Here is a 26,264-nt window from a genome sequence, read left to right as displayed (position 1 = left end):
ACAAGAGTCGGAATACCCGGAAACAAACGTTTTACACGTTACGCCTGTACGCATCGACGTAACGGATGTAACGTCACGCCCATCCCCGGTTCAGCTCAAACCAGGAAGCAGCGATGACCTTGCAGAACAGTCCGGCGGAAGCCCCCGCCACAGTAAGGGGCGCACCATCCGCGGCCCCCGCCGAGGATCGATGGTCCCGGCTCATCCAGCACGACCGCGTGCACCGCACTCTCTACACCGAGCCCTCGGTGTTCGACGAGGAGATGATCAAGGTGTTCGGCGGCGAGTCGTGGGTGTATCTCGCCCACGAGTCCCAACTACCCGAACCGAACGCGTTCGTGTCGGTACGCATGGGTCTGCGGCCGGTGATCGTCACCCGGGACCGGCGCGGCGGACTCCACGCGATCTTCAACCGCTGCGCCCACCGCGCGGCGACCATCTGCCGTGAAGAGTCCGGCACCGCGAAGAGTTTCCAATGTCCGTACCACGGATGGACCTTCCGGAACACGGGCGAGTTGGTCGGCGCACCGTGGCCGCAGGGGTACGGCGAGCTCGACAAGGAACGTTTCGGCCTCACCGTCGTCCCTCGCGTGGAGAGCTACCGCGGATTCGTCTTCGGCACGATGAACTCCGACGCACCACCCGTCGACGAATGGCTCGGACACGCCCGTCCGTGGCTCGACTACTGGATCGACCGGTCGCCGACCAGTGAGGTGTCGGTCCGTTCGGCGGCCTATCGAATGGGCTTCCGCGGCAACTGGAAGCTGGCCTTCGACAACGCCGGAGACGGCTATCATCCAGCCTTCTCCCATCGCTCCCTGCTCGAGATGGCCTCGCGCATGGGCGATGCCAAGGACATGTCCTACTTCGGCAAGACCCCCGACGACGGCCCCATGAAGGTCTACGCCCTGGGCAACGGACACAGCGTCATCGACCAGCGCCCCGTATACGAAGGGACGGGGAGCTTCTGGGCCAACCAGCGCCCACAGCCCGGCCGCGAACGGTTCGAGGAACAGATCCGCGCGGAGCACGGCGACGACGCGGACCGACTGCTCGACCTGGCGATCGGCGCACAGATCAACCTGAGCATCTTCCCGAACCTGCTGGTCATCGGCAACCAGATCCAGGTCGTCGAACCGCTGGCGGTCGACAAGACCCAACTCACCTGGCATGCCACCTCGATCGGAGGCGTCCCCGACGTCGTCAACACGATGCGGATGCGCACCCAGGAGGATTTCCCGGCCTTCGGTGAACCCGACGACCAGGCCAATTTCGAAGAGGCACAACGCGGTCTGGCGGCCCCGGAAGCCGAGTGGATCTTCATGAACCGTGGTCTCGACGCCACCGACTGGCAGACCGTCGAACACGACGGCGTGATCCGTTCCGCGGTCACCGACGAGATCCACATGCGCAGCTACTACGAGGAGTGGCGACGCCGCATGGGAGGAGCGACCCGATGAACCTCGACCGTCTACCCGACACCTACTCGGACACCTCGTCCTTCTCCTACCACGTCGACGACGAGTGGTACGACGACCTCGACCGGTTCCGTCAGGTCCTGACCGATGACTGGCCGGCCGCTCCCATCACCGATTGGCATGAGGCGCAGTCGTTTCTGACCGCCGAGGCCCGACTGATAGACAGCGGACGGTTCAACGACTGGCTGGATCTGTTCACCGGAGACTGCCTCTACTGGGTACCGGTGACCGCCGGTGGCGGGGACCCGCGCCGCGAGGTCAGCCACGCCTTCGACGACCACCGTCGCCTCACCGACCGGGTCTACTGGTTGCGGACCGGACTGGCGTACAGCCAACTGCCCCCGTCGAGAACCCGACGCCTCGTCACCAACATCGAGTGTCTGGACCATCCCGACGGGTTCCGATACGTCAGGTCCAACTTCGTCATCCACGAGATGCGCGCAGGCACCGCCAAGACCTACACCGGGTGGTACGGACACGTGCTGCGCAAGACCGGAGACGGCTGGCAGGTCCGGCTCAAATCGGTCAACCTGATCGACTCCGAGCAATATCACGAGAACCTGACGCTGGTGTTCTGACATGACCGCAGCGGACGGCGCCGTTCCGGGCGACAACGAGATCACTGGCACGGCAAGCGAACTCATCACAGAACTGCAGTTGCTGCGTGCACGTGTGGGCCGTATCGAGCGCGAACTCGCGACGACGCGCCCGCTCGTCGCCGCGGTCCGCAGTCTCCAGATCTGGGACTACACCCCCTACGGGATCGATCCGGGCAGCGACTGGGTGGCGATCGACCGCACCGCCGCCGCCGAACTCCTCGCAGCACTAGCGGGGATCGACCATTGGAAGCCGTGGACGACCCCGATCGAAGCGAGGCCGCAACCATGACCGACCGCACCCTGACGGTCATCACCCACGTCGACGATCCCTCGATCGGAGTACTGGAAGCGGCTGCCGCCGACAACAGTTGGTCGATGACAATGGTCGCGCCGTTCCGGGGTGACCCACTACCCGGCGTCGCGGATCTCGACGCGCTCGTCGTACTCGGAGGCCCCCAGAGTGCCTACGAGGTGCAGGACCACCCGTATCTGTCCGACGAGATCGCCTACCTGCGCGAAGCCCATGCCCACGAGGTACCGGTCCTCGCGCTCTGCCTCGGCTCACAGCTACTCGCCGACGCCCTCGGAGGCCGTTCCAGGCCGGGCGACAACGGCTTGGAATGCGGCTTCATCGACGTCACCGCGACCGACCCGGAGTCGTTGCTGAACGGCACGTTCTTCTCTTTTCACTCCGACTCGGCCGATCCGCCGCCCGACGCCGAGGTTCTGGCGCGTAGCGACCGGTATCTGCAGGCGTGGCGCACCGGTCGGTCCACTGCCGTCCAGTTCCATCCCGAACTCGACGGCCCTGGCATCGAGGCGCTGCTCGCCCTCGAGGGCGCCAAGCTCCGACAGTTCGGCGTCGACGTCGACGCCATCCGCGAATCCATCCCGACCAGCGGTCCCCAACCGGGGCGCCGCCTCCTCGACACCTGGCTCGACGACGTGCCGGTACGAGATCCCGCCCATCACTGAACGATCGACAGTCCCGACTCCAGCCCATCAGTCACATCCCAGGAGGTTCTCATGACCGCAGCGAAGTTCGTCGAGAAGTACGACCTGTATCGACCCGAAGACCACCGTGCGGCGGAGCACGCCATCGACACCATCAACCGCGAGGGCATCGAAGTCGTCCGGGTGGTCTGGCCCGATCAGCACGGCCTGCTGCGCGGCAAGGCACTCACCGTCCCGGCTTTCCTGGCCGCGATGAAGGCCGGCAACGAGATCACCATGGCCCCCTTCTTCTTCGACACCGCCAACGCCATCGTGTTCAACCCGTTCAGCCCCGACGGCGGATTCGACTTCGACGGCCTCGGCGGCAGCCCCAACGTCAAGATGGTGCCCGATCCCGGGACCTTCACCGTGCTGCCGTGGGCGGAGAAGACCGCCCTGGTCTTCTGCGATCTCTACATGTCCGACGGCAAGCCGTTCCCGCTCGCCCCGCGCACCATCCTCAAGAACACACTGGCCGAGATGGCGTCGAACGGTTACAAGATGGTCGCCGGCATCGAGATGGAGTGGTACCTCACCAAGGTCGTGGACAACGGGCTCGGCACCTGCTCTCTCGGTGCACCCGGTTCGCCGGCCGACCCGCCGACGGTCGCCCCGGTCGCCCGCGGCTACAACTACCTGCTCGTCGATCACCTCGACGAGGTCGACGACATCCTGCGTCCGATCCGGAACGCTCTGTCGGACATGGGGTTGCCGATCCGTTCGTTCGACGACGAGTGGGCTCCCAGCCAGATGGAGACCACGTTCGACATCCTTGACGGCCTGGCGGCGGCCGACGCGGCAGCGTTGTTCCGCACCGCCACCAAACAGATCGCCAAGCGCAACGGTCATCTCGCATCGTTCATGTGCACTCCCGCGATCGCCGGCTTCTACGCCAACGGGTGGCACCTGCACACCTCGGTCGCGGACAAGGAGACCGGTGCGAACCTGATGGTCCCCACCGACGACGCGCCACTGTCCGAACTCGGGGTCCACTATGTCGGAGGCACCCTCGCCCACGGCGCAGCGGCCTCGGTGTTCACCACTCCGACGATCAACGGTTACCGGCGCCGGCGGCCGTATTCACTTGCACCCGACCGCCTCGCCTGGGGGCACGACAACCGGGCCGCGATGATGCGTGTCATCAGCGCCCCCGGAGACGTGGCGTCGCACGTGGAGAACCGCGTGGGCGACTCGGCGGCCAACCCGTACCTGTACATCGCAGCTCAGGCGGCCGCCGGTCTCGACGGCATCCTCAACCGCACCGATCCCGGCCCGGTCAGCGATGACCCCTACAGTGCCGATGTTCCGCAGCTCCCGGGTTCGCTGGCCGAGGCCATCGATGTGCTCGAGCAGGACGCGTTCTATCGCAAGGCCTTCGGGGACGGCTTCATCGACTACCTGGTCACGATGAAGCGCAGCGAGGTCAGCCGGTACGACGCCTGGGTCACCGAGAACCCCGACGACTCGACCTACGTCAACGGCGTGACCGACTGGGAACACCGCGAGTACTTCGAACTCTTCTGAGTTCGAACCACCCGATTCGATCGCAGTAGGTAGGGATAGAGGAGTTCCGTTGCCCACCATCACGTTCATCAGTCCCGACGGCACCAAGCACCAGCTGGAGGCGAAAGCCGGTGCGTCGGCGATGGAGACGGCTGTCAAGTTCGGTGTACCCGGCATCGTCGGCGAATGCGGAGGCGGGTTGTCCTGCGCGACGTGCCATGTGTTCGTCGAACCGGGCGACATCGACCGCACCGGCAGAGCCGAGGACTTCGAGGAGGAGATGCTCGAAGACGCACTCACCCCGGCGACCGAGTGCAGCCGGCTGTCATGCCAGATCCGGATGACCGATGAACTCGACGGACTGGTCCTGACGATCGCACCCGAGCAATGAGCGGACGTATTCTGATCGTCGGCGGCGGCGAGGCAGGTCTCAGCATCGCGGTGACCCTGCGCGAACTGGGACACGGCGACGAGATCTGCCTTGTCGGCGCGGAACCCTTCTCTCCCTACCAGCGACCTCCGCTGTCCAAGGAGTTTCTCGCCGACGGCGGTGAACCGTCAGTGCTACGTGCGCCGGAGTTCTACGCGGCCAACGACATCCGTCTGCTCACCGGCCGTTCGGTGGTGTCGGTCGAGCGTCGTGATGACGACGACAACGTCGGCGGCGGTGTCGCGACACTCGACGACGGCACTGCTCTCGAGTTCACCCGGCTCGCCCTGGCGACCGGCTCCATTCCCCGGCGGTTGCCGGTTCCCGGCGCCGACGCCGAGGGGGTGGTGGCGCTCCGCACCGTCGACGACGCACACGTCATCCGCGCGGGTCTCGACGCCGACCGTGACGTGGTCATCGTCGGCGGCGGCTTCGTGGGCCTCGAGGTCGCCGCGGCCGCGCGGGCTCGCGGCGCGACGGTGACTGTCATCGAGGCCACCGATCGTGTCCTGGGACGTGTTGCGGCCGAACCCATGTCGACGTTCGTTCGGCAGTATCACGAGTCCACCGGCATCCGGATCGCGACCGACCGTGGGGTGACCTCCATCGGCGGTACCGCGGGACGCGCCGACTCCGTCGTCCTCGACGACGGTGAATCGATACCTGCGGATCTGGTCGTCGTCGGCATCGGCGCTGTCCCGGCCACCGACCTCGCGACACTCATGGGCGTGCGGTGCGGCCCCGGCATCGTCGTCGACGGCGATGCCCGAACCAGCGATCGGTACGTGGTCGCGGCCGGAGACTGCACCCTGCAACCGCATCCGCATCGGCCGGGAGAACTGCTCGCCGTGGAGTCGGTCAACAACGCGGTCGAGCAGGGCAGGATCGCCGCGCACACCCTGTTGGATCGGGAGCCCCCGCCGCGGGGCGTGCCGTGGTTCTGGTCCAACCAGGGTGCGCTGAAGATCCAGATAGCCGGAGTCTCCGACGGTCACGACCGGTACGTCGTCCGCCGTCACGGCGCGGACCGTCTGACTGTGCTGTACTACCGCGACGGCCTGCTCATCGCAGGCGACACCGTCAATGACCCGCGTGAACACATGGCCGTCAAACGAGCTCTCGCACAACGGTTCACGATCGATCCAAAGGCGGCACAAGACACGTCGGCGCCGCTCAGATCGCTCGTCGGCCCCCTGGTCACGACCAGCTGAGAGAACTCGTCCACGCAACCACCGGGACGTACGGCTCGATTCGGCCACGCGCGGAGACGCCGCGGGGCGCAACGGTCGGGCACACCCGATGCCGCTTCCCGACGAACACGCGGCCGATCGCCCTGATGCCGACTTCTCGCCCGTTTAGTAAGTTACACGCACGAAAACTTCGCATTCGGGTATTGCAGAGGCAATATTTCTCGCATATGGTCCTTCTTCATGACCGCAGTTAGTGACGACCGCCACTCGGTCGGCGTCAGCACACAGACTTTCCGCACCGCGATGGCGGACCTTCCCGCCGCGGTGTCGATCATCACGACGGCCACACCGTCGGGGGAGCCACGAGGCGCAACCGTCTCGGCGGTGACGTCGTTGTCCAAGGACCCGGCGATGCTGCTCGTCTGCCTCGACAACGCCTCGGACACCCTCGCCGCGCTCGAGCCGGACCGCGACTTCCTCGTCCACATCGTCTCCGACGAGCTACAGGACACCGCGATGGCCTTCGCGACCAAGGGATCGTCGAAGTTCGACGGGGTGGCCTGGTCGTCGACCTCCACCCGCACACCACGGATCGACGGTGCCACCACCGTTTTCGCGTGCACCGTCCACTCGCTCGTACCCGGCGGCGACCACACGATCGTCGTCGGGGACATCCACGAGATCGACCACGACGCCACCCGTCCGCCGGTCGTCTACCACCGCCAGAAGATGCACTCCACACAGCACTGAACCGCCCGTTTGTCCACCTCCCCCATCATCTTTCGAGGAGACCACCGCAATGACAACCACCACACCGTCCGACCTCGCGTCGGAGACGGTGACCGCTTTCGCTTCCCGGCCGCACGGACCGGTCATCGGTGGTCGCGAGATCATCGACACCTCGATGTCGCTGGCGACGCTCGACCCGTCCACCGGTGACGCGCTGACCTCCATCGCCGAGGCCGACGACGCCACCGTCGACGCGGCCGTCCGCTCGTCGCAGGAGGCCTTCGACTCCTCGTGGTCGACGATGCTGCCCGGCGAACGCGAACGCATCCTGCATCGCTTCGCCGATCTGATCGAAGAGAACGCCGCCGAGCTCTCGGCCTATGACGCACTCGAGGGCGGCAAGCCGGTCAGCTACGTCGAAGCGGTCGACCTCCCGCTGGCGGTCGAGCAGTTCCGTTACTTCGCCGGATGGCCCACCAAACTCGCCGGCCAGACCGTCCCGGTGTCCACCCCGGACGCGCACGTCTACACCCGGAAGCTGCCGCTCGGCGTCGTCGCCGCCATCACGCCGTGGAACTTCCCGCTGTGCCAGGCTGCGATCAAGATCGCCCCGGCCCTTGCTGCCGGGAATACCGTCGTCCTCAAACCCTCTGAGCTGACGTCGTTCTCGACGATCCGACTCGCCGAGATCGCCCTCGAGGCAGGTCTGCCCGAAGGCGTGGTCAACGTGGTCACCGGCCGCGGCGAGACCACCGGCCAGTCCCTGATCTCGCATCCCGGCGTCGCCAAGATCTCGTTCACCGGTTCCGAGCGCGTCGGCCGCCACCTGGGCGCCGAGGCCGGCCGGATGCTCAAGCACGCGTCTCTCGAACTCGGCGGCAAGAACCCGCACATCATCTTCGCCGACGCCGACATCGAGAAGGCCGCATCGGCCGCCGCCACCACCGCCTTCTTCTACTCCGGACAGGTCTGCTTCAGCGGATCGCGGCTCATGGTGGAACGTGCTGCCCTGGACCAGGTTCTGGAGATCGTGGCATCCCACGCAGCAGCCCTGAAGCTCGGTGCCGGACTGGACCGCGACACCACGATGGGGCCGTTGATCTCCTCGGCGCACCGCGAGAAGGTCGAGGGGTACCTCGCCTCCGTCGCCCAGACCGACGCGTCGATCGCGTTCGGTGGCGGACGACCGGCGGACCCGGGGTTCTTCCTGGAGCCCACCGCGATCCTCGGGCCGAAGGACTCCGACGTCGTCGTCGCGGACGAGATCTTCGGTCCGGTACTGGTCATCCAGCCGTTCGACTCGATCGACGAGGTCACCACCCGCGCGAATGCCGGCAAGTACGGCCTGACCGCCGGCGTGTGGACCGACGACGTCCGCAAGGCGCACACCGTCGCCCAGAGCCTCCGTGCGGGAACCGTGTGGGTCAACACCTACGCCGACTACAACGCGGCCGCCCCGTTCGGCGGCTTCAAGGGGTCGGGCATCGGACGTGACTGCGGCCCTGAGGCTCTCGACAAGTACGTCGACACTCAGACCGTCTGGATGTCACTCTCGTGACCGCCGGCGGCGTCCGACCTCCGAGGGAGAAGCGCTTTGTAGTGCAATTCCTCGTAGACCATGATCTCGGTCGTGCCCACGCCCGGGATCAGGCGGACGCCGTCGTCGAGCGCGTCGAGGAGTTCATCGCCCGAACCGGTGACCAGCTCGGCCAGGACGTCGTAGCGGCCGACGGTCAGCGCCACGTACGACGTCCGGCTCAGCTTCGTCAATCCCTCGGCGACATCCTGCGCCCGCGCACCCGGGGCCAGGCGGATACCGACCCAGCAGGTGTGGGAGTACCCCATGCGCAGCGGATTGACGATCGCCATCACATGCACCGCACCGGATTCGGTGAGTCGTGCGTGGCGCTGGCGGATCGTCGCCTCCGAGACGTCGAGCTCCCTCGCCACCTCACGGAACGAGGCACGGCCGTCCACCGCGAGACGCGCGACGATCCGCTGATCGAGCGAATCCAGCTCGCGCGGACGGACTCCCGAGTTCTCGACGTCGTCGCGATGGAACCTCGCCTCCTGGTAGTGGATGCGTAGATACGGCAGGACCTCCACCTGGCCTACGCCGGGCAGGGACCGGATGTCCTGCGTCAGAACCTCTCTCAACTCAGCACCGTCGACACAGATCAGTTCGACCTGGATCACGAAAGGCCCGGTGGTGACAGTCACGTAGTCGACTTGCGGAAGTCGGGCGAGTTCGGCGGCGATGATCGTCGGCGGACGAGTCCCGTCGACCGTCAGCAAGGCCAGGGCCGTCGCCCCGAAACCGAGACGAGCCGGATCGGTGACCGCACCGATGGTGATGAAACCCTCTGCCAGCAGTCGCGCGACGCGCTTGCGGACCGTCTTCTCGGTGAGATCCACGAGGCGTGCGAGATCCGAGTAGCGCGCCCGGCCATCGGCCTGCAGCACATCGATCAGCGCGTGGTCGACCGCGTCGAGATCGGCATCCGTCCCCGACGGTCCGCTGCCCGAGCCCACGTCCGAAATCACGGGTCGAGCCTACAGCGACCCACCCCTCCGACCCTCCCCTACGTGCGCGGACCGCGCACGGAGCCCATCACCTCAACCGTTTGCACAGACGAGGAGTCAACAACATCATGCGTATCGGTCTCTTGCAGGAAGGTGACCTCACCGGCACCACCGCGGCCCAGCGGTATCACGACCTCATCGACGAGGTCGCCCTGGCCGACGGCCTCGGCTTCTCCACCTGGGGCACCTCCGAACAGCACTTCAGCCCGCCGAGCTTCTCGGTCGCCGCGCCGGAGGTGCTCTACTCCGCCATCGCGATGCGCACCGAGCGGATCAAGCTGCGCACCATGGCCTCGGTGATGCTGAAGTGGAACCATCCCATCCTGGTGGCCGAGCGTCTCGCGACCCTCGACATCGTCTCGCGTGGTCGCGCCGAGGTCTGCACGGCCCGCTCCAACAACCTCACCACCCTGGCCGCGTTCGGCGTCGACCCCAAGGACACCCGCGATCAGTGGGAGGACTCGATGGACGTCCTCATGAAGGCGATGGTCGACGAGAAGCTCGAACACGACGGTCCCGTCTGGAAGATCCCGTCGGTCGAGATCGTGCCCAAGCCGGTGACCACGCCGCACCCGCCGGTGTCGGTCGCCGCGTCGAGTGTCCAGAGCCACGAGAACGCCGGCGTCCGCGGCATCGGCGTGATCACCTTCGACAACTACTTCGGGTTCGACTACCTGCAGGAATGCACCGACGGGTACACCCGCGCCTTCGCCGCGGCCGACCACTCTCAGGTCGCCGCGCCCAACGAGTACCGCGGTCTGTACGTCGCGACCGCCTACTGCGCCGAGACCCGTGAAGAGGCGCGCAGCGTTGCCCGACGCGTCACGATGGACTACTTCAAGTTCATCCTCGACCTCTACGTCCCGTTGTCGAAGCAGCCCGGCTACACCTACCTCGACACCCTCGAGCAGCTCATCGAGCACCAGGACGACATGGACTGGCTGTGCGACTACAGCCCGTCGGTGATGGTCGGAACCCCCGCCGACTTCATCGAGCGCATCGAGCGTCTCGAGTCGATGGGCATCGACGAGGTCCTGCTGCGCCTCGACGGCGTCGGACACGAGAAGATCATGAAGTCGCTGGAGCTCATCGGTCATGAGGTGATCCCCCAGGTCGACAGGGAAGGAACCGGCAGATGAGTGTCAGCGAGAACCCGCAGCTCGACACCGAGCTGCAGAGCCTGATCGAACAGATCCAGGACCCGGCCAACCAGGGCGAGCCGCTCGTGGCGCGCGACTACCTGCTGCTCGCCGCCGTCTGCGTCGCGATCCCCGTCCTCCTCATCGTCTTCGGGATGGCGCTGTCATGACGGCAACCGAACCCACCACCGGCGCCGGCTCGTCGTCGGCGAGCGACAACGGCTGGCCGCTACCCCGATCGTCCCGGACCTGGGGCGGCGGTTCGGTGTTCACCGCATCCATCGCCACCGCCGTCGCCACCTGGTGCTTCATCATCGGCGGCTACGTCTCCTACTACCTGCAGGCGGGACCGGGCACCGTCGCGATGATCGCCGGCTCCTTGATCGGCATCCTCTTCATCGCGCTGGCCTGCGTGCCGATCACCGCGAAGTACGGCTGCGACACCGTCACGTCGACGGTCCCGCAGCTCGGTGTTCGCGGCAAGTACCTCGCCGTGGCCCTCATCTACCTGGCCACCATCGGCTGGAACATCTACCTGATCGTCCTGCTCGGCAGGTCGGTGGTCGCGATCGCGGGCGCCGTGGACATCTCGATGCCGAGCTGGACTGTCGGCCTCATCGGGGTCATCGCGATCGGTCTGGTCGTGGTCATCCTGCGCAAGGGCGCCGATTCGGTGAAGGACTTCACCCGGCTGATCGCCGCGGTGGTCATCCTCCTGGCGATCGCGGTGATCGTGCTCATCGTCAAGGACACCGGCTGGTCGAATCTGATGTCGCTGCCGGCCACCGCACCGTACGACGACGAGAAGGCCAACTGGGCAAGCGGTCTCGAGGTCCTCATCTCGGTGAACCTGTCGTGGTGGGCCTACACCGCGGCGATCGCGCGCAACGGTGCCCGTGCCCGGACGTCGTTGTGGCCGGTCGTGTTCGCCCTAGGACTCGGCGTGGGTCTCGGCTCGCTGGCCGGCTTCTACGGCGGGCTCGTGGTTCCCGACTCCGCAGGCGACCCGACCCTGTTCGTCGTCGACCTCGGCGGCACCGCCTTCGGCATCGTGGCCCTCGGTTTCGTCGTCGTGTCGAGCTTCGGCACCACCACCGTCGGCATGTACTCCGCGGCACTGGCACTGCGTCAGTTGCCGGGCGTCAAGAACCTGTCGTGGCGGATGTCCACCGTTGTGGCCGCCATTCCGGCGCTCATCCTGGTCGGGTTCTTCCCGAACCCGGTGTTCGACAACTTCTCGGTGTTCCTGGCCTTCCTCGCGATCGCCTTCGCGCCGATGTGCGGCATCCAAATCGTCGACTGGTTCCTGCTCCGCAAGCAGTCCTACGACGTCGCCGCGATCTACGACGCGACGCCGCGGTCCACATACTGGTTCACCGGCGGCATCAACCCCGTCGCGTTCGGCTCGTTCGCGCTCGGCGTGGTCACGTACCTGTACCTGCTCGACCCGGTCAGCTACGTGTTCCGCTCGCCCTTCGAGTACATGACGGCATCGATCCCGACCGTGATCGTCTCCGCCGTCGCCTACTGGATCGGCAGCCGGGTGTTCTACGTCCGCAGTGGACGTTTCGGCTACGTCGCCGGCCCTCGCTGAGCTCCCTGTCTCCCATCCCTTCACCACGAGAGGTGATTCCTCATGCACGACGTCATCGTTCTGTACAACCATCCCGAAGACCCCGAGGCCTTCGACGCGCACTACACGGGTACTCACATCCGGCTCGCCGAGGCACTCCCCGATCTGGTCGAATTCGCCTGGGGCAAGACCACTGCCGAGGGTGAGCAGGCACCGTACTACCTGGTCGCCCGCATGACCTACCCCGATGCCGAGACCGCGGGCGAGTCCTTCGCCAGCCCGGCCGGTGTCGCCTCGGTCGAGGACCTGGCCAACTTCGCCGGCGCCGGCGTCACGGTCCTGCACGTGCCGCGTCTCGCTGCCGGAGAGCCGAAGTGACCGAAGCAGTGACAGCCGACACGATCGTCATGGCCGGGCAGGTCCTGGCCATGACGGGCCGTGCCGACGAATCCCAGGGACCGACCGCCGTCGTCATCAACGGAGACACCATCACCGCGGTGATCCCCGCCGATGAGGTCGGCCCCTGGTTCGGGGACCACACCACCGTGCTCGACTGGCGGGACAAGGTGCTGATGCCCGGCTTCGTCGATCCGCACGCGCACACCGAAGTGGCGTCGAAGGCCGACCGACAGATGGTCGATGTCCGCGCGCCCGGATGTCCCGACATCCCGGCAGTACTCGCACGTCTCCGCTCCGAACTCGGTTCGGCGAGAGACGGCTGGCTGGTGGGCCAGGCCAACCTGTTCTACGACCAGAAGCTCACCGAGCGCCGGTTCCCCACCCGCGCCGAACTCGACTCGGTCAGCACCGATCTCGCGGTCGCGATCCGGGCCGGCGGTCACCTCAGCATCCTGAACACGCGAGCTCTCGAGCGCGCGGGCATCGACGCCGACTACCAGGCCGTGGACTACAGCGTCACCGGCAAGCCGTCGGTGCATCGCGACGCCTCGGGTGCGCCCACCGGCGTGGTCACCGAGATGGACGCACTCCTCGGCTTCCCCGGACTGACGCACGAGGAGACCGCCCGGGCGCTCGAGACCGGGATCGCCGATCTGTTCACCGCCAACGGCGTGACCACGATCGGTGAGATCTCCGATTCCGTCGACGGACTGCGGATGTTCGACGCCGGGATCGCGGCGGGACGCATCTCGACGCGGATGTTGGTCTATCTGTGGGCGCCGGGCACGGTCGGGCTCGACGAGGCTGTCTCGCATGCCGATTGGTTGTCGCCCAGGTCCACCCCGGATCGGTTCGCCATCCGGGGCGTGAAGGTGTTCGCCGACGGCGGTTACTCGGCCAAGCGAGCAGCACTCACCCGCCCGTATGCCGACGACTGCCACTCCCACGGCGAACTCGCACTGAGCCCGGAGGAGATCGCGGACATCGCACTGCGCACGCGCCGTGCGGGTCTGCAGCTCGCGATCCACGCGAACGGCGACCGGGCACAGCTCTCGGTCTGCGAGGCGCTGGCCGACATCGCCGACCGTTTGCCACCGGGGCCCACCATCCGCATCGAGCACGCCGGCAATTTCGTCCCCGACTACGAGAAGCTCTCCGCGGCATGGACGACGGCCGGGATCATGCCGGTCCCGCAGCCGGTGTTCCTCTACAACTTCGGCGAGTTCATCCCCGGCTACGTGGGTGAGTACGCGCAGGATCGCCAGTTCCCGTTCCGGCGGATGCTCGACGACGGTTGGAACGTCTCGGGCAGTTCGGATGTATGGGTCGGTTCGGAGATCGGTCAGACCAACCCGTTCCTCTCGATCGCGAGCGCCGTGGGGCGTTGGACGTTCCACCACGAGGTGATGTCACCCGACCAGTCGGTCAGCATCTACGAGGCGCTGCGCATGCACACTGTCGGCGGCGCAACGGTTCTGGGGGTGCAGGACTCTCGCGGCACCGTCGAACCGGGCAAGCTGGCCGACCTGATCGCGCTGGACCGCAATCCCCTCGAGACCCAACCCGAAGCGCTGCGCGACATATCGGTATCGGATGTGTTGCTCGGCGGAACTCAGGTCCACCCCCGATCCTGAGCCCCACCATCACCCAGGAGTCAACGATGACCGACCTTCGTGTCCCCGCACTGACACTGCGATCCGAGCTCTGGATCGGCGGCCGTAATGTGCCGTCCTCGGACGGCGGCCTGTTCCCCGTCTACGACCCGGCCGACGGGACGCTGCTCGCCGAGGTCGCCGACGCGACCCCAGACGACGGCCGACGCGCGCTCGACGCGGCGGCCGCCGCACAACCCGGGTGGGCGGCGACCTCTTCGCGCACACGCGCCGAGATCCTCCGTCGGGCCTGGGAATTGATCCAGGAGCGTCGGAACGAGGTCGCCGCGGTCATCACCGCCGAGATGGGCAAACCGCTGTCCGAGTCGCTGGGCGAGGTGACCTACGGCGGCGAGTTCCTGCGGTGGTTCGCGGAAGAGGCGGTGCGGATCAACGGGCGGTACACCACGTCCCCGTCGGGCGCGGGACAGATACTCGTCACCAAGGAACCCGTCGGGCCGACTCTGGCGATCACGCCGTGGAACTTCCCGCTGGCCATGGGAACACGAAAGATCGCCCCCGCCTTGGCCGCGGGGTGCACGATGATCGTCAAGCCGGCGCCGGAGACGCCGCTGACGATGCTCCTGCTCGCCGAGATCTTCACGGAGGCCGGCCTTCCCGCGGGTGTGCTGTCGGTCCTGCCGACCTCGGACGCGGCCGCGCTCACCGGCCCACTGCTCGACGACCCACGACTGGCGAAGATCACCTTCACCGGGTCCACCGGCACCGGGAAGCTGTTGCTGCGAGCAGCCGCCGACAACGTGTTGCGGTCGTCGATGGAACTGGGTGGCAACGCCCCGCTCATCGTCTTCGACGACGCGGACATCTCCGCCGCCGTCGACGGGGCGCTGGCCGCGAAGATGCGCAACGGCGGCCAAGCCTGTGTCGCGGCCAACCGGATCTACGTCGACAACAAGGTGCGCGAGCAGTTCACCGCCGAACTCACCGACCGCATGCGAGATCTCACCGTCGGATGTGGATCGGCCGAGGGAACCGACGTCGGGCCACTGATCAACGAGCGCCAGCGCGGTGTGGTTGCCGAGCTGGTCGACGACGCCGTCGCCAAGGGAGCGCGACTGCTCCTCGGAGGCAGGTCCGTCGACGGTCCGGGCTTCTTCTACGAGCCGACGGTGCTGGCCGACATCCCCGCCGATGCGCGTCTCGTGACCGAGGAGGTCTTCGGCCCGGTGGCGGCGATCATCGGATTCGACGACGAGGACGAGGCCGTCGCCGCGGCGAACGCCACCCGGTATGGGCTGGCGGCCTACGTCTTCACCGAAGGACTCGACCGCGCGATGCGGGTGTCGCGCGCCATCCAGGCCGGAATGGTAGGGGTCAATCGCGGGATCATGTCCGACGTCGCCGCCCCGTTCGGTGGGTACAAGGAATCCGGACTCGGAAGGGAAAGCGGCAGTGAAGGAATCGAGGAATACCTTGAAACCAAGTACATCGCTCTGCGTTGACCCGGATGCGTCTGCCGACGCGGCTGACCTCGACGCGGCCGAGCCCGGCGGGGCCGTGGCCCCCCGCCCGGCCGCGGTGCCCGAGGCCGCGGTCCTGACCGACCCCGATGGCGCGATCCTGGTGTTCCCGGCCGCGACTGCGACGCCGGCCGCCGTGCACTTCCTGATCACGCACTCCTCCGGCCTCGTACACGCGGCGATGCCGTCCGGACTGCTCGATGCGCTGCGCATCCCGGACCAGCCGGTGCTGCCGTCGGAGGACTCCGGCACGTCGTTCACCGTCGCGGTCGACGCGGCGATCGGGATCGGTACCGGCATCTCGGCGATCGACCGCGCCCACACCTTGCGCGTGCTGGCCGATCCGCGCAGCGCCCCGGACGACCTGGTCCGTCCCGGGCACGTGCTGCCGATCAGGTGTGCCGCCGAGGCCTACACGGGGCTGCGCTGTTGGGAGCGCGCGGTCGCCTTCGTCTCGAGCGCCGGACACCCACCGGTCGCGGTGGCGGCGCGGCTCGTCGACGAGGCGGGAGAGCCGCTCGACGCGGCGTCGGCGGTGTCGTTCGCCCTCTGGCACGGACTGGCGCTCGATCCGATCGGGCTCCCGATCTGAGTCGCCGGCCGACACCCACGTCAGAAGAGTGACGCATATCACCCGGGAGGCGCACTCGGGTGCGCTGACGCTCCTCAGTGCCGTCGGGCCGTTCCGGATGGTTGCCCCGCGTGCACCCAGAACCCCCCATTGTGCTCCTTGTTTTGTGGGAATCCGCACTCACCGTTTCCCAGGACACATTTTCTGTGCCACACTTGTCGGGCGGTCATCAGTTTTGGTGGCTGCTGAACTGAAGAAAGAAGTACAGCAGTATGGCACAGGGAACCGTCAAGTGGTTCAACGGCGAAAAGGGCTTCGGCTTCATCGCACCCGACGACCAGGGCGCAGATGTCTTCGTCCACTACTCTTCGATCACCGGTAGCGGCTTCCGCAACCTCGAAGAGAACCAGCGCGTCGAATTCGACGTCGAGCAGGGAGCCAAGGGCCCCCAGGCAACCAACGTCAGCGCGCTCTAAGCACACCTGACTTCACGAAGCGCCTCATCCGATTCGTCGGATGGGGCGCTTCGTCGTTCGTGGATCGAGTTACGAAACCTGCTGGTGCACAGATTGTCTCGGCGTCGCCCTACCGGAGAGTGCGCGGCAGCCGGGACACCGGGACGACGACGGTCCCCTCGATGGTTGCCGACGACAGGATGCCGACGACGAGTCCCCGACTGTTCTGAACCCCCGCACCACTGTCGCCCGACTCCGAACGAAGGCTCGTCAGAATCGAATACGAGTCGTGACTCGTGAGAAACGGCGGCGCGACCGAGAATCCGTGCGAAGTGCGTAGCACCTCGGCGGGATCGGTGACCCTTCCCGTTCCGTAGCCCGTGGTGATCCCCGACTTCCAGACCAGCTGGCCGCGGTGGAACCTCGCATCCCAATCCACTCGGTCGACACGGACCGATGCGCGTGGAGCGAGGCTGATCACCGCGATGTCGAGTTGCCTCGCGACGCGGTTGGCGGTGATAGTCCCGATCCGGTTGCCCTTCTGGTCGAATACCGGCCGACCCACGTCCCCGCAATGTCCGGCGGTCAGCGCCTTCTTGCGAGAGATGACCGCACCGAGTGTGCAGCTGTTCGACGTGACGACGGTGTCGTCGATGCTGATCGCCATTCCCGACCGAACCGTGATCACCGCGGCGTCCGCCACGACGGCGGGTGCTGCGAGCAATGCCGTCGACACTCCCAGCGTCATCAGCACACGAAACCGAATCCCCATGTTTCCTCCCCAGGCAACCTGGACAGCCTAACCGGGCCGGCCATCGTCGGCGCGACCGACGGGCCGCGGTGCCGCCCTCGACGAAACCCACCCCGGCCCGATGTAAGCCACGTCACAATGGTCATGCGGGCCGGCGGCTGTCGGGCGGCGGCCTCCGCATGGCGGACGCCCGGGCAACGATGCCGGCGACGAGACGTGAGGGTGATGCAGATGTCCGATCCCGTTCTGGTCCTGACGAAGGCCCGCACATCGTGTGAGATGCGAGCGGTCACCGACTGGGCAGCGACCGCGTACCCGGACGCCGAGATCCGTCAAGGTGCCGATGTCGACTTCGACTCCCTCTCGCCCGGCACGCTCCTCGTCCCCGTCCGTCCGGTGTGGTTGCCGGCGGCTCGCCAGGGTGAGCGGCGGGTCACGCTCGGTGACGTGCTGGTGCTGTCGAACCCCCGGCGCCCCCTCGGACTCATGCAGCCCGTCATCCGCAGGCGTCGTCCGGACGCCCTGCGCGTGGTGGCGGGCGAACCGGCCACGATCGCCGAGCTTCGCGAACGGCACGCACGCGACCAGGCCGAGGGCGAGCCCTTCGGCCAGTTCGTCCGCCTTCAGGCATCGGTGTCGGCCGAGCGCGCGGAACGCCAGATCGTCGGCGACAGGTACAAGGTTCCCCGACTGGTGGCCGAGCAGATCAGCAGCTCGGCACGGTTCCAGAGCGGGGCGGCCAAGCTCGCCGCCGAACTGGGCCGTCCCATCGACGCGGTGGTGTCCGAGGCGACCGACAAACTCTCGGGTTTCGTCGCCACCCAGAGCAGGCTGATGGACGACATCTTCTCCGCGACGTTCAACAGGCTCCACGAACGCGCGTGGAACGTCACGGTGGACGTCGACACCCTCAGTTCGCTGAGGATGCTGAACAAGTCGACGGGTCTGGTGTTCCTGCCCTCGCACCGCTCGTACGTCGACCCGTTGGTGCTGGCGAAGGTCCTGCGTAACAACGACTTCCCCCGAATCTCGTACTCGGCGGCAACAACCTGTCGTTCTGGCCGGTGGGGCCGGTCGCACGGCGCGCGGGCATGATCTTCATCCGGCGCAAGTTCGGGTCGGATCCGGTCTACAAGTTCGCGATGCGCTCGTATCTCGCCTACATCATCGAGAAGCGGTTCAACCTCGAGTGGTACATCGAGGGTGGGCGCAGCCGAACGGGCAAGCTGCGCAAGCCGATGCTCGGATTGCTGAACTACGTCGTCGACGCGGTCGGTCAGCTCGACGACGCCGATGTGACGATCGTGCCCACGTCGATCGTGTACGACCAACTGCAGGAAGTCGGGGCGATTGCCGCCGAGGACGCGGGCGGGGTCAAGAAGCCCGAGGGTGTCGGCTGGTTGCTGCGGTATGCCAAGGCGCAGCGCAGCTACCTCGGCGACGCGCGAGTCCGTTTCGGCAGACCGATCTCGATGCGGGCGGCGCTGGACGAAGCGGGTGACGGGCCCGCGCGTCTGGAGAAGGTCGCGTTCCGCGTGATGGACGAGATCAACTCGGCCACCCCGATCACCGCGACCTCGCTCGTCGGTTTCGCCGCGCTCGGTGCACAGGATCGTGCGTACACCCTGCCCGAGATCGAAGCGGTACTCGCTCCACTGCTCGACTACATCGAGCGCCGCGGGCTACCCGGCCCAGACCCCGCGCTGTGTCGTGGCGTCGGCCTCGTCCGTACTCTCCGAGTGCTGGCCGGCAACGGCGTGGTGAGCTGTTACGAGGGCGGATCGGAACAGGTGTGGTCGGTGGTGCCCGAGAACCGCGCGGTCGCAGCGTATTACCGCAACGGCGCGCTGCATCATTTCGTCGACCGCGCCATCGTCGAGATGGGGATGCTTGCGCTGGCGGAGGGCGAGGTCAAGGCCGGGAGCACGCCGATCCGAAGTAACCACGTCGGTTCCCCGCCGGCTCCGGACGAGAATCTGCTGACCGCCGCCCAGCGCGAGGCCCTGCGCATCCGCGACCTGCTCAAGTTCGAGTTCTTCTTCCCGCCCAAGACCGAGTTCCTCCATCGTCTCGGCATCGAACTCGATCTCCTGGCCCCCGGCTGGCGCGCGGTCTATCCGACGCAGGAGTGGACCTACGAGGTTCTGCACGGACACACCGGAGCACTCCTCGCACGGCGGACGCTGCAACCGTTCTTCGACGCCCAGCTGGTGGTCGCGACCAAACTGGTGGAGCTGGGCAACACCAGCCAGGAGAAGGACGTCCTGATCGCCGACTGCCTGGGCCTCGGACGGCAACTGGCACTGCAAGCGGTTCTCCGTAGCAAGGACTCGGTGTCCAAGGATCTCTACGACGGCGCCTATCGCCTCGCCGACAACCGCGGTCTGATCCACGGCGAGGACATCGTGGATCTGCGGGTGGCCCGCCAGGACTGGCTCGACGAGGTCGAGCTGATGCGGGACCGTCTCGCACGTATCGCCTCGATCGAGGATCTGCAGCCGGACGTCTTCGGGGAGGAGGAACAGTGAGCGCCTTCACCGACCGGATGCGGGCCATCCGCTCCGCGCCGACGGGGAAGAAGGTGGCCGCGCTCTTCGACTACGACGGCACCCTGATCGAGGGGTTCTCCGCCGCCGCCATCATGCGGGCGCGCGTGCGCAGCATGGAGTTCGGGCTCGGCGAGCTCGCCGACTTCCTCCTGATCGGACTGCGCGGGGTCGTGTCCGAGCAGGACTATGCCGAGGTTCTCGCGGCCACGCGGCCCACCTTCGCGGGTAAGACGTATGCGGAGCTGATCGCCTTCGGCGAGCATCTGTTCAAGTACGAGACCGCGGCCAAACTGCGTCCCCAGATGTGGCAGATCCTGCGTGCCCATCGCGAGATGGGGCACACCATCGTGATCGCATCATCGGCCACGCGATTCCAGATCGAGCCGATCGCTCGGGAGATCGGGGCGGACTTCGCGCTCGCCACCGACGTGGAGGTCGTCGACGGCGTGGTGACCGGAAACATCAAGGGGCGTCCACTCTGGGGACCGGGCAAGGCAGCTGCGGTCCGGGAGTTGGCTCGTGCGAACGACATCGATCTCGATGCGTCGTTCGCCTACAGCGACGGGAACGAGGACATCCCCTACCTGGAATCGGTGGGTAACCCGGCAGCGATCTCGCCGCGTCGAATCCTGCGCGCGGAGGCGGAGTCTCGCGGTTGGCCGATCATCGATCTCAAGAACCCCACCTACAACCGCTTGGGGATGCTGGCCCGGACCGGCGCCTTCTACGCGTCGTTCATCGGCTCGGCCGCAGTCGGCGCGGCCGCGGGGGTCGTGCGCCGCGATCCGCACGCCGTCGTCGAAGCGCTCCCCACCGGCAATGACGTCGGACTGTCGTTGGCCGGCGTCCATGTCCAGGTGCTCGACGGCGGCGAGTACCTCTTCTCGGACCGGCCGTGTGTGTTCCTGTTCAACCATCAGTCGAAGCTCGACCTGCCGGTCATGATCAACCTCGTCCGCTCGGATGCGACCGGGGTGGCCAAGAAGGAGGTGCAGCGCGTGCCGGTTCTCGGCGAGATCCTGCGCCAGGCAGGGCTCGTCTTCATCGATCGGACCGACCGGAGCAAGGCGATCGAACAACTGGCACCGGCGGTGAAGGCCCTTCGCGACGACGGCATGTCCCTCGTCGTGGCGCCGGAGGGCACACGATCGCCGACGCCGCGGATCGGGAAATTCAAGAAGGGACCGTTCCACATCGCCATGCAGGCCGGGGTCCCGATCGTCCAGGTTGTGCTCCGCAATACCGGCGAATTGATGTGGCGTGGTTCCCAACTCATCAGGCCGGGTACGGTCGAGGTGATGGTCCTGCCACCCGTCGACACCAGCGAGTGGACCGCCGACGAGATCGGCACCCGCGCCGAGGAGGTGCGGCAGATGTATGTCACGGCGTTGGCCGACTGGCCGCTGGAGTCGTTCGTCGACGACTCGGTGGAGTCGCTGCGTGGAAAACCGGAGGAAGAGACCCGATGAGCGACGACCCCGATCTGACAGAGGGCACGGACCGGCCACTCGACTGGGCGAGCGACCCGCACATGAGTTCGGTGGACACCATCATGTGGCGCGGCGACACCGACCGCCGCATGCGCGGCACCATCTGCATGCTGGAGATCTACGACTGCGACCCGGACTGGGACCGCTTGGTGGCCGCACACGAGTGGGCCAGCCGCATGGCGCCGCGATTCCGGCAGCGCGTCGTCGACTCCCCCTTCGGCACCGGGACACCCAGTTGGGCTGTCGATCCCGACTTCGACCTGCATTACCACCTGCGGCGAATCAGCCTGGGGGGCGACGGCAGCATGCGAGAGCTGCTCACCACCTGCGAGCAACTCGCGATGACCGCGCTCGACGCCGCGCGCCCGCCGTGGGAGGGCTACCTGATCGAAGGGCTGCCCGATGGCCGGGCCGCATATTTTCTGAAGGCGCATCACGCGCTCACCGATGGGCTCGGTGCGATCCTCGGCTTGGCGCAGTTGCATTCGCCGACAAGGGAACACAACCCGAAGAAGCCGCAGCCTCCGAACCCCGACCCGGTGAACATCACGCCGATCGATCTGCTGCAACGGCAGATCGCCGAGGAGGTCCGCCGGGTTCCGCACCGCATCGACACCGCATTCCGCGGCGTGCGCGCACTGGTGAATCCGCGGCAGGCGTTGAGTACCGCTCTGCGCTATGGCCGTTCGGTGCCGAGAGTCGCGGGACTCGTGAGTCCTCCGGGTTCGCCGTTGCTGGCTCACCGCAGTCTGTCGTGGCGGTTCAGTGCGTTCGAGGTTCCGTTCACCGGCCTCAAAGCGGCAGCGACGGCGGCGAAGTCGTCGGTCAACGATGTCTACCTGGCCGGACTCATCGGCGGGTTCCGGATCTACCACGAGAAGATGGGCACTCCGGTGGAGACGATGCCCGTCGCGATCCCCATCTCGGTACGACGGCCCGAGGATCCCGCCGGCGGAAACCGGATCGCGGTGGGTCGACTCGCGGGCCCGGTCGGTATCGCCGATCCCTTCGAACGCGTCCTCACCATCCGCGAACAGGTACGTCAGGCCAGGCACGAGCCGGCGGTCGACATCTTCAACACTCTCGGATCGGTGATGGCCTGGCTGCCCGGCACGGTCCTCATGCGCTTCAGCGGCACCACGAGCCAGAACGACCTCCAGGCCAGCAACGTCCCCGGAATCCCCTGGGACACCTACGTCGCCGGCGCCAAGGTGGAGCGCATGTTCCCGTTCGGCCCGCTCCCCGGTTGCGCGATGATGGCCACGATGATCACCCACAACGGAACTGCTTGTCTCGGAATCAATTCCGACGGTGCCGCCGTCACCGATCAGGAGTTGTTCGCCGACTGCCTGGTTGCCGGATTCGGGGAGGTGCTCGCGTTGGTCGCGGACGCCGACATGACGCCCGGGGAACTCAAGCGGGTGGTGTGAGGGCACCACTCACAGACGTCATTTCGACGTTGCGACTTCGTTCGAGGTCGCAGCGTCGAAATGAGGTCTGCCAGTGGGGCGACGAGGGACCGCACCGGTGAACGCGGTGATGCTCGTCCTCATGATCGTCGTCGGTGCGGCGGCCATGGTGTGCGCGATCATGGCGGCTTTCACCTACCTGCGCCGCAAACGGGATCCATTGACAGCTGACCGCCTTGCGCGACGATGGCTGGTGGCCACCGCAATCTTCGGGATCAGCGCCATCGTGCTGCGGTTCGTGTGGTTGTTGCTGCTCTGAACGGTCCGATGCATTCGGACTAGTTGCACTAGTCCGAATAGGCTTACACTAGGGCATGAAGTCCATCAGCAGCAGCGAAGCCAAAGCCCGGCTGAACGCCGTCTTGGCCGAGGTCGAACGGACGGGACAGCCGGTCACCATCACGAACCATGGTCGACCTGTGGCAGTGCTCGCCCCCGCCACGCCGCGGGCGCGCCGGTTCGGACAGTTCCCTGGCATGACGATTCCCGACAATTTCGATGATCCGCTGCCTGACGACGAGCTCGAGGCCTGGGAACCGAAGCCGTGACCGACATCCTGCTCGACACCAACGCTCTCCTCTGGCTCGTGACCGACCCAGACCGCCTCGCTCCGTCAGCTCTGGACATCCTCGGCGATCCCGCCAACAACCTCTACGTCTCGGCAGCGTCGGCCTGGGAAATCGCGATCAAGACCAGGCTGGGCCGCCTGGATGCAGGCCCCCTCTTGTCCTCGTGGAGCGAAACCATTGCGGCGATGGCAGCAATGGATCTACCCATCGACGCGATCGATGGAGCACATGCCGGACAACTCGTGTGGGACCATCGCGACCCGTTCGACCGCATGATCGTCGCTCAGGCCACTCGCCGTGGGCTGACCATCGCCACCAGCGACAAGGCCATCCACCGGGGAACACTGGTCCCCGTCATCGACACCCGCCGGTGATGGAGACGATGTCCGACCCATTGCCTACTGTTGGCCCATGGACTTCCACGCATTCGCCGGCCTGTGGGAACGTCATCCCGCATGGCGGCTCCTGCGTGCTCACCATTCCCCGCTCATCCTGACGTTTCTCGGGAACTACTTCGTCGAGGGCAACCGGGGTGCGAGTTCGGCCACCGACCTGGCCGCCGCGTTGGACGACCTGCTCTACGACCTGAACACCGCAGCCGCAGCGGACGGCGGGCCCGCGCGGTTCCCCAAGGAACCGCGAGCGTACCTCGAGGACTGGGCCGCAACGGAGGCGGGCTTTCTCCGTCGCTTCTATCCGCCGGGTGACGACGAAGTCCACTACGAGGTGACTCCGGCCTTCGAAAAGGCATACGCGTGGGTCCTCTCCCTCCAGGGGAGAGCCCTTGTCGGTACCGAATCACGGCTGCACACCGTCGTCGAACTTCTCCGCCAGATCGTGCACGGCGTCGAGTCCGACCCCGAGGTCCGACTCGCCGAGTTGCGGCGGCGTCGTACCGAAATCGATGCCGAGATCGACGCGGTCGAGTCCGGCCACATCGCAGTTCTCGACCCGACAGGCGTCAGAGACCGCTACCAGCAACTGTCGTCGACGGCGCGCGAGTTGCTCTCCGACTTCCGCGAGGTCGAGGACAACTTTCGTTTCCTCGACCGCGCCGCCCGCGAGAAGATCGCGGCCTGGGACGGCCCCAAGGGCGAACTCCTCGCCGAGCTGGTGGGCAGTCGTTCGGAGATCGCAGCTTCAGACCAGGGGCGCAGCTTCCAATCGTTCTACGAATTCCTGCTCTCGGACTCCCAGCAGGCCGAACTCGGTTCGCGTCGACGTCATTTGCGGTGCGCTGAGCGTGCCGGACGAGCCGTGGGCCTGTTCCGCTGATCGAACATGGCGCTGGAGGATATCTCACCGGAAGTACGGCTCGTCCTGCACCCAGTTGAACCCCCGGCTTCGTAATGTCAACGCGTCGTGGTCCATCCGGTGCGCGACGATCGTCGTCGGGTTCCCCTCGAGGTCGCCGGTCAGGACCAGGGTGTCGTCGTCGGGGCGGTCGATGGCCAGCGACGCGAGCGGTTGTTGTATCTGCACGGTCTCGTCGTCGATCTCGGCCGTTACTGGCACCAGGGCGCCGTTCATCATCTGCACAGTCGTCGAGCCACCGATGTCGAAAATGACTCGTTGCCAGCGCGTCTCGTCGGTGGTCAGCGGGCGAACCGGGTTCCCGTCCACGCGGAAGTCCTGGACCGACCAGATGCCGTACAGCTCCGGCTTCGGCGCACCGGCGCCGTACTCCTGGTAGCCGGCCCAACTTATCTGTGCCGCGCCGATCGCAACCCAGATGCCGAGTGCCACCTGCACTCCCACCGCCCACCGGTTGAGCGTGTCACGTGTGAACAGTGCGGGCGGTGTCAGTGGTTTCGCTGCTCGTCCGAAGACGAACAGCTCCATCAGGTTCCGCATCTGCGGCGTCAGCAGTATGAGCGAGAAGGCCACCAGGTGGAACGACAGGATCTTGACCGGCACGTCGAAGGTCATGTTCAGGATGAACACCTGGACCATCGCGACAAAGCTGACCAACGCCCCCAATGTGGCTGTGCGCGTCCAGAACAGGAGCAGACCGCCGACCACCTCGACGCTGCCGAGCAGCACCTCGTAGACCGGAGAGCTACCGACCTGCAGCCACAGCACCGACGCCGGGCTGAAGTCCCCGAACGGCTCGAGCAGCGCCGCGAGCGGTGGCGGACCCATCTGCGACGGGATCAGCTTCGCGAATCCGTAGAAAAGCATCTGTCCGCCGAGAGCGAGCCGCAGGAGCAGCATCGTCCACGACCACAGCCGCGCGTAGTCGGGACGTTGACGGTCCAGAATCGACCAGAGGGCGGTCACGAGAACAGCGACGACGCCGATCAGAAACAGGTAGATCCAGATCGCCGCTTGGTCCCCGCTCCCGGAAGTCGCGTTGAGGACCGCGTCGACGCCGAAGATGTTGCGGCCCAGCCACTCCATCACCGGCGCCAGCGCTTTCATCTGCCACAGCATTGCGCTCTCCGGAAGCAGGCTTCCCGCCGGTCCGAGGAACACGAAAGTGATCTGCGCGAAGGTCAGGCAGAACAACGAGGTGTAGGTGAAGGTGAACCGGAACGCCGCCTTCCTCACCGGACTCCATGTTCGGGGCGACGCCGAGGGTTCAGTGACGCAGACTGGCGGGCTCGGGACCGCATCGATCACACTCATACCGCGACGCTAAGGCGGCGAGGATATCCCGCA

At 66.5% G+C, this 26,264-nt stretch carries 25 protein-coding genes and 2 pseudogenes; 24 read left to right on the top strand and 3 right to left on the bottom strand.

Features of this window, described 5'->3' with window-relative positions; all coding sequences use genetic code 11:
* Nucleotides 1–113: 113 nt before the first annotated feature.
* From BLU62_RS24450 to BLU62_RS24410, 9 genes are all read left to right on the top strand, one after another.
* The gene (locus tag BLU62_RS24450; protein WP_074852443.1) at nucleotides 114–1,460 is read left to right on the top strand and encodes an aromatic ring-hydroxylating oxygenase subunit alpha; all 1,347 of its coding nucleotides are present in this window, start codon (nucleotides 114–116) and stop codon (nucleotides 1,458–1,460) included.
* Nucleotides 1,457–2,056 (top strand): aromatic-ring-hydroxylating dioxygenase subunit beta, encoded by a 600-nt coding sequence (locus BLU62_RS24445; protein ID WP_074852442.1) that lies wholly within the window; start codon nucleotides 1,457–1,459, stop codon nucleotides 2,054–2,056. The genes BLU62_RS24450 and BLU62_RS24445 overlap by 4 nt, the downstream gene beginning before the upstream one ends.
* A gap of 1 nt (nucleotide 2,057) precedes the next feature.
* On the top strand, nucleotides 2,058–2,366 hold the full coding sequence (locus tag BLU62_RS24440) for a hypothetical protein (RefSeq protein WP_244278309.1): 309 nt from the start codon (nucleotides 2,058–2,060) through the stop codon (nucleotides 2,364–2,366).
* Nucleotides 2,363–3,052, top strand: coding sequence for a type 1 glutamine amidotransferase (locus tag BLU62_RS24435; RefSeq protein ID WP_074852441.1), 690 nt, complete (start codon nucleotides 2,363–2,365; stop codon nucleotides 3,050–3,052). The genes BLU62_RS24440 and BLU62_RS24435 overlap by 4 nt, the downstream gene beginning before the upstream one ends.
* A gap of 51 nt (nucleotides 3,053–3,103) precedes the next feature.
* A complete protein-coding gene (locus BLU62_RS24430) occupies nucleotides 3,104–4,594 on the top strand; it encodes a glutamine synthetase family protein (protein WP_074852440.1) in 1,491 nt (496 codons plus the stop codon).
* 49 nt (nucleotides 4,595–4,643) lie between these two features.
* Nucleotides 4,644–4,964, top strand: a complete 321-nt coding sequence (locus tag BLU62_RS24425) for a 2Fe-2S iron-sulfur cluster-binding protein (protein WP_074852439.1) — start codon at nucleotides 4,644–4,646, stop codon at nucleotides 4,962–4,964.
* Nucleotides 4,961–6,214 carry an NAD(P)/FAD-dependent oxidoreductase gene (locus tag BLU62_RS24420; protein ID WP_074852438.1) on the top strand — a complete coding sequence of 418 codons (1,254 nt, stop codon included), beginning with the start codon at nucleotides 4,961–4,963 and terminating at the stop codon, nucleotides 6,212–6,214. Before BLU62_RS24425 ends, BLU62_RS24420 begins: the two co-directional genes overlap by 4 nt.
* Nucleotides 6,215–6,433: 219 nt before the next feature.
* Nucleotides 6,434–6,943 (top strand): flavin reductase family protein, encoded by a 510-nt coding sequence (locus BLU62_RS24415; protein WP_074852437.1) that lies wholly within the window; start codon nucleotides 6,434–6,436, stop codon nucleotides 6,941–6,943.
* A 49-nt stretch (nucleotides 6,944–6,992) separates the two neighbouring features.
* The gene (locus BLU62_RS24410) at nucleotides 6,993–8,480 is read left to right on the top strand and encodes an aldehyde dehydrogenase family protein (protein WP_074852436.1); all 1,488 of its coding nucleotides are present in this window, start codon (nucleotides 6,993–6,995) and stop codon (nucleotides 8,478–8,480) included.
* On the opposite strand, the gene BLU62_RS24405 is transcribed toward BLU62_RS24410, so the two are convergent.
* Nucleotides 8,453–9,466, bottom strand: a complete 1,014-nt coding sequence (locus BLU62_RS24405; protein ID WP_208863661.1) for an Lrp/AsnC family transcriptional regulator — start codon at nucleotides 9,464–9,466, stop codon at nucleotides 8,453–8,455. The two genes, BLU62_RS24410 and BLU62_RS24405, sit on opposite strands and share 28 nt — an antisense overlap.
* Before the next feature lie 107 nt (nucleotides 9,467–9,573).
* Between BLU62_RS24405 and BLU62_RS24400 the strand changes: the two genes are divergently transcribed.
* The 8 genes from BLU62_RS24400 (at nucleotide 9,574) to BLU62_RS24370 (ending at nucleotide 16,796) form a co-directional block, all read left to right on the top strand.
* Nucleotides 9,574–10,644, top strand: coding sequence for an LLM class flavin-dependent oxidoreductase (locus BLU62_RS24400; protein ID WP_074852435.1), 1,071 nt, complete (start codon nucleotides 9,574–9,576; stop codon nucleotides 10,642–10,644).
* Nucleotides 10,641–10,814: a hypothetical protein gene (locus BLU62_RS32965; protein WP_159441579.1), complete on the top strand. Its 174-nt coding sequence runs from the start codon at nucleotides 10,641–10,643 to the stop codon at nucleotides 10,812–10,814. The genes BLU62_RS24400 and BLU62_RS32965 overlap by 4 nt, the downstream gene beginning before the upstream one ends.
* Nucleotides 10,811–12,238 (top strand): purine-cytosine permease family protein, encoded by a 1,428-nt coding sequence (locus tag BLU62_RS24395; protein ID WP_074852434.1) that lies wholly within the window; start codon nucleotides 10,811–10,813, stop codon nucleotides 12,236–12,238. The genes BLU62_RS32965 and BLU62_RS24395 overlap by 4 nt, the downstream gene beginning before the upstream one ends.
* A gap of 42 nt (nucleotides 12,239–12,280) precedes the next feature.
* Entirely contained in the window at nucleotides 12,281–12,595 is a 315-nt protein-coding gene (locus BLU62_RS24390) for an EthD family reductase (protein WP_074852433.1), read from the top strand.
* Nucleotides 12,592–14,250, top strand: coding sequence for an amidohydrolase (locus tag BLU62_RS24385; RefSeq protein ID WP_244278308.1), 1,659 nt, complete (start codon nucleotides 12,592–12,594; stop codon nucleotides 14,248–14,250). Before BLU62_RS24390 ends, BLU62_RS24385 begins: the two co-directional genes overlap by 4 nt.
* A 26-nt stretch (nucleotides 14,251–14,276) precedes the next feature.
* On the top strand, nucleotides 14,277–15,731 hold the full coding sequence (locus tag BLU62_RS24380; RefSeq protein WP_074852432.1) for an NAD-dependent succinate-semialdehyde dehydrogenase: 1,455 nt from the start codon (nucleotides 14,277–14,279) through the stop codon (nucleotides 15,729–15,731).
* Nucleotides 15,703–16,341, top strand: a complete 639-nt coding sequence (locus tag BLU62_RS24375) for a 3,4-dihydroxy-2-butanone-4-phosphate synthase (RefSeq protein ID WP_244278307.1) — start codon at nucleotides 15,703–15,705, stop codon at nucleotides 16,339–16,341. The genes BLU62_RS24380 and BLU62_RS24375 overlap by 29 nt, the downstream gene beginning before the upstream one ends.
* 251 nt (nucleotides 16,342–16,592) lie before the next feature.
* Entirely contained in the window at nucleotides 16,593–16,796 is a 204-nt protein-coding gene (locus BLU62_RS24370; RefSeq protein ID WP_004020476.1) for a cold-shock protein, read from the top strand.
* Nucleotides 16,797–16,905: 109 nt separating this feature from the next.
* On the opposite strand, the gene BLU62_RS24365 is transcribed toward BLU62_RS24370, so the two are convergent.
* Nucleotides 16,906–17,547 (bottom strand): trypsin-like serine protease, encoded by a 642-nt coding sequence (locus BLU62_RS24365; protein ID WP_074852430.1) that lies wholly within the window; start codon nucleotides 17,545–17,547, stop codon nucleotides 16,906–16,908.
* Between the two features lie 204 nt (nucleotides 17,548–17,751).
* Here BLU62_RS24365 and BLU62_RS24360 point away from each other — a divergent pair.
* The 7 genes and pseudogenes from BLU62_RS24360 to BLU62_RS24330 form a co-directional block, all read left to right on the top strand.
* Nucleotides 17,752–20,054: pseudogene (locus BLU62_RS24360) on the top strand (glycerol-3-phosphate 1-O-acyltransferase).
* Nucleotides 20,051–21,544 (top strand): HAD-IB family hydrolase, encoded by a 1,494-nt coding sequence (locus BLU62_RS24355; RefSeq protein WP_074852429.1) that lies wholly within the window; start codon nucleotides 20,051–20,053, stop codon nucleotides 21,542–21,544. The pseudogene BLU62_RS24360 and the gene BLU62_RS24355 overlap by 4 nt, the downstream one beginning before the upstream one ends.
* On the top strand, nucleotides 21,541–22,995 hold the full coding sequence (locus BLU62_RS24350; RefSeq protein WP_074852428.1) for a wax ester/triacylglycerol synthase domain-containing protein: 1,455 nt from the start codon (nucleotides 21,541–21,543) through the stop codon (nucleotides 22,993–22,995). Before BLU62_RS24355 ends, BLU62_RS24350 begins: the two co-directional genes overlap by 4 nt.
* Before the next feature lie 109 nt (nucleotides 22,996–23,104).
* Complete coding sequence (locus BLU62_RS24345) at nucleotides 23,105–23,293, top strand: hypothetical protein (RefSeq protein WP_074853239.1); 189 nt, start codon at nucleotides 23,105–23,107, stop codon at nucleotides 23,291–23,293.
* 55 nt (nucleotides 23,294–23,348) lie between these two features.
* Entirely contained in the window at nucleotides 23,349–23,582 is a 234-nt protein-coding gene (locus BLU62_RS24340; protein ID WP_074852427.1) for a type II toxin-antitoxin system Phd/YefM family antitoxin, read from the top strand.
* A complete protein-coding gene (locus tag BLU62_RS24335) occupies nucleotides 23,579–23,977 on the top strand; it encodes a type II toxin-antitoxin system VapC family toxin (protein WP_074852426.1) in 399 nt (132 codons plus the stop codon). The genes BLU62_RS24340 and BLU62_RS24335 overlap by 4 nt, the downstream gene beginning before the upstream one ends.
* A 37-nt stretch (nucleotides 23,978–24,014) precedes the next feature.
* Nucleotides 24,015–24,812: pseudogene (locus BLU62_RS24330) on the top strand (DUF3375 domain-containing protein); the annotation flags it as partial.
* Nucleotides 24,813–24,902: 90 nt separating this feature from the next.
* Here the strand turns inward: BLU62_RS24330 and BLU62_RS24325 are convergent.
* Entirely contained in the window at nucleotides 24,903–26,231 is a 1,329-nt protein-coding gene (locus tag BLU62_RS24325) for a DoxX family protein (RefSeq protein ID WP_074852425.1), read from the bottom strand.
* Between the last annotated feature and the right edge of the window lie 33 nt (nucleotides 26,232–26,264).

Origin of the sequence: Gordonia westfalica (assembly GCF_900105725.1) — a bacterium.
In the GTDB taxonomy this organism is placed as follows: domain Bacteria; phylum Actinomycetota; class Actinomycetes; order Mycobacteriales; family Mycobacteriaceae; genus Gordonia; species Gordonia westfalica.
This window is presented reverse-complemented; position numbering and strand designations above follow the sequence as displayed.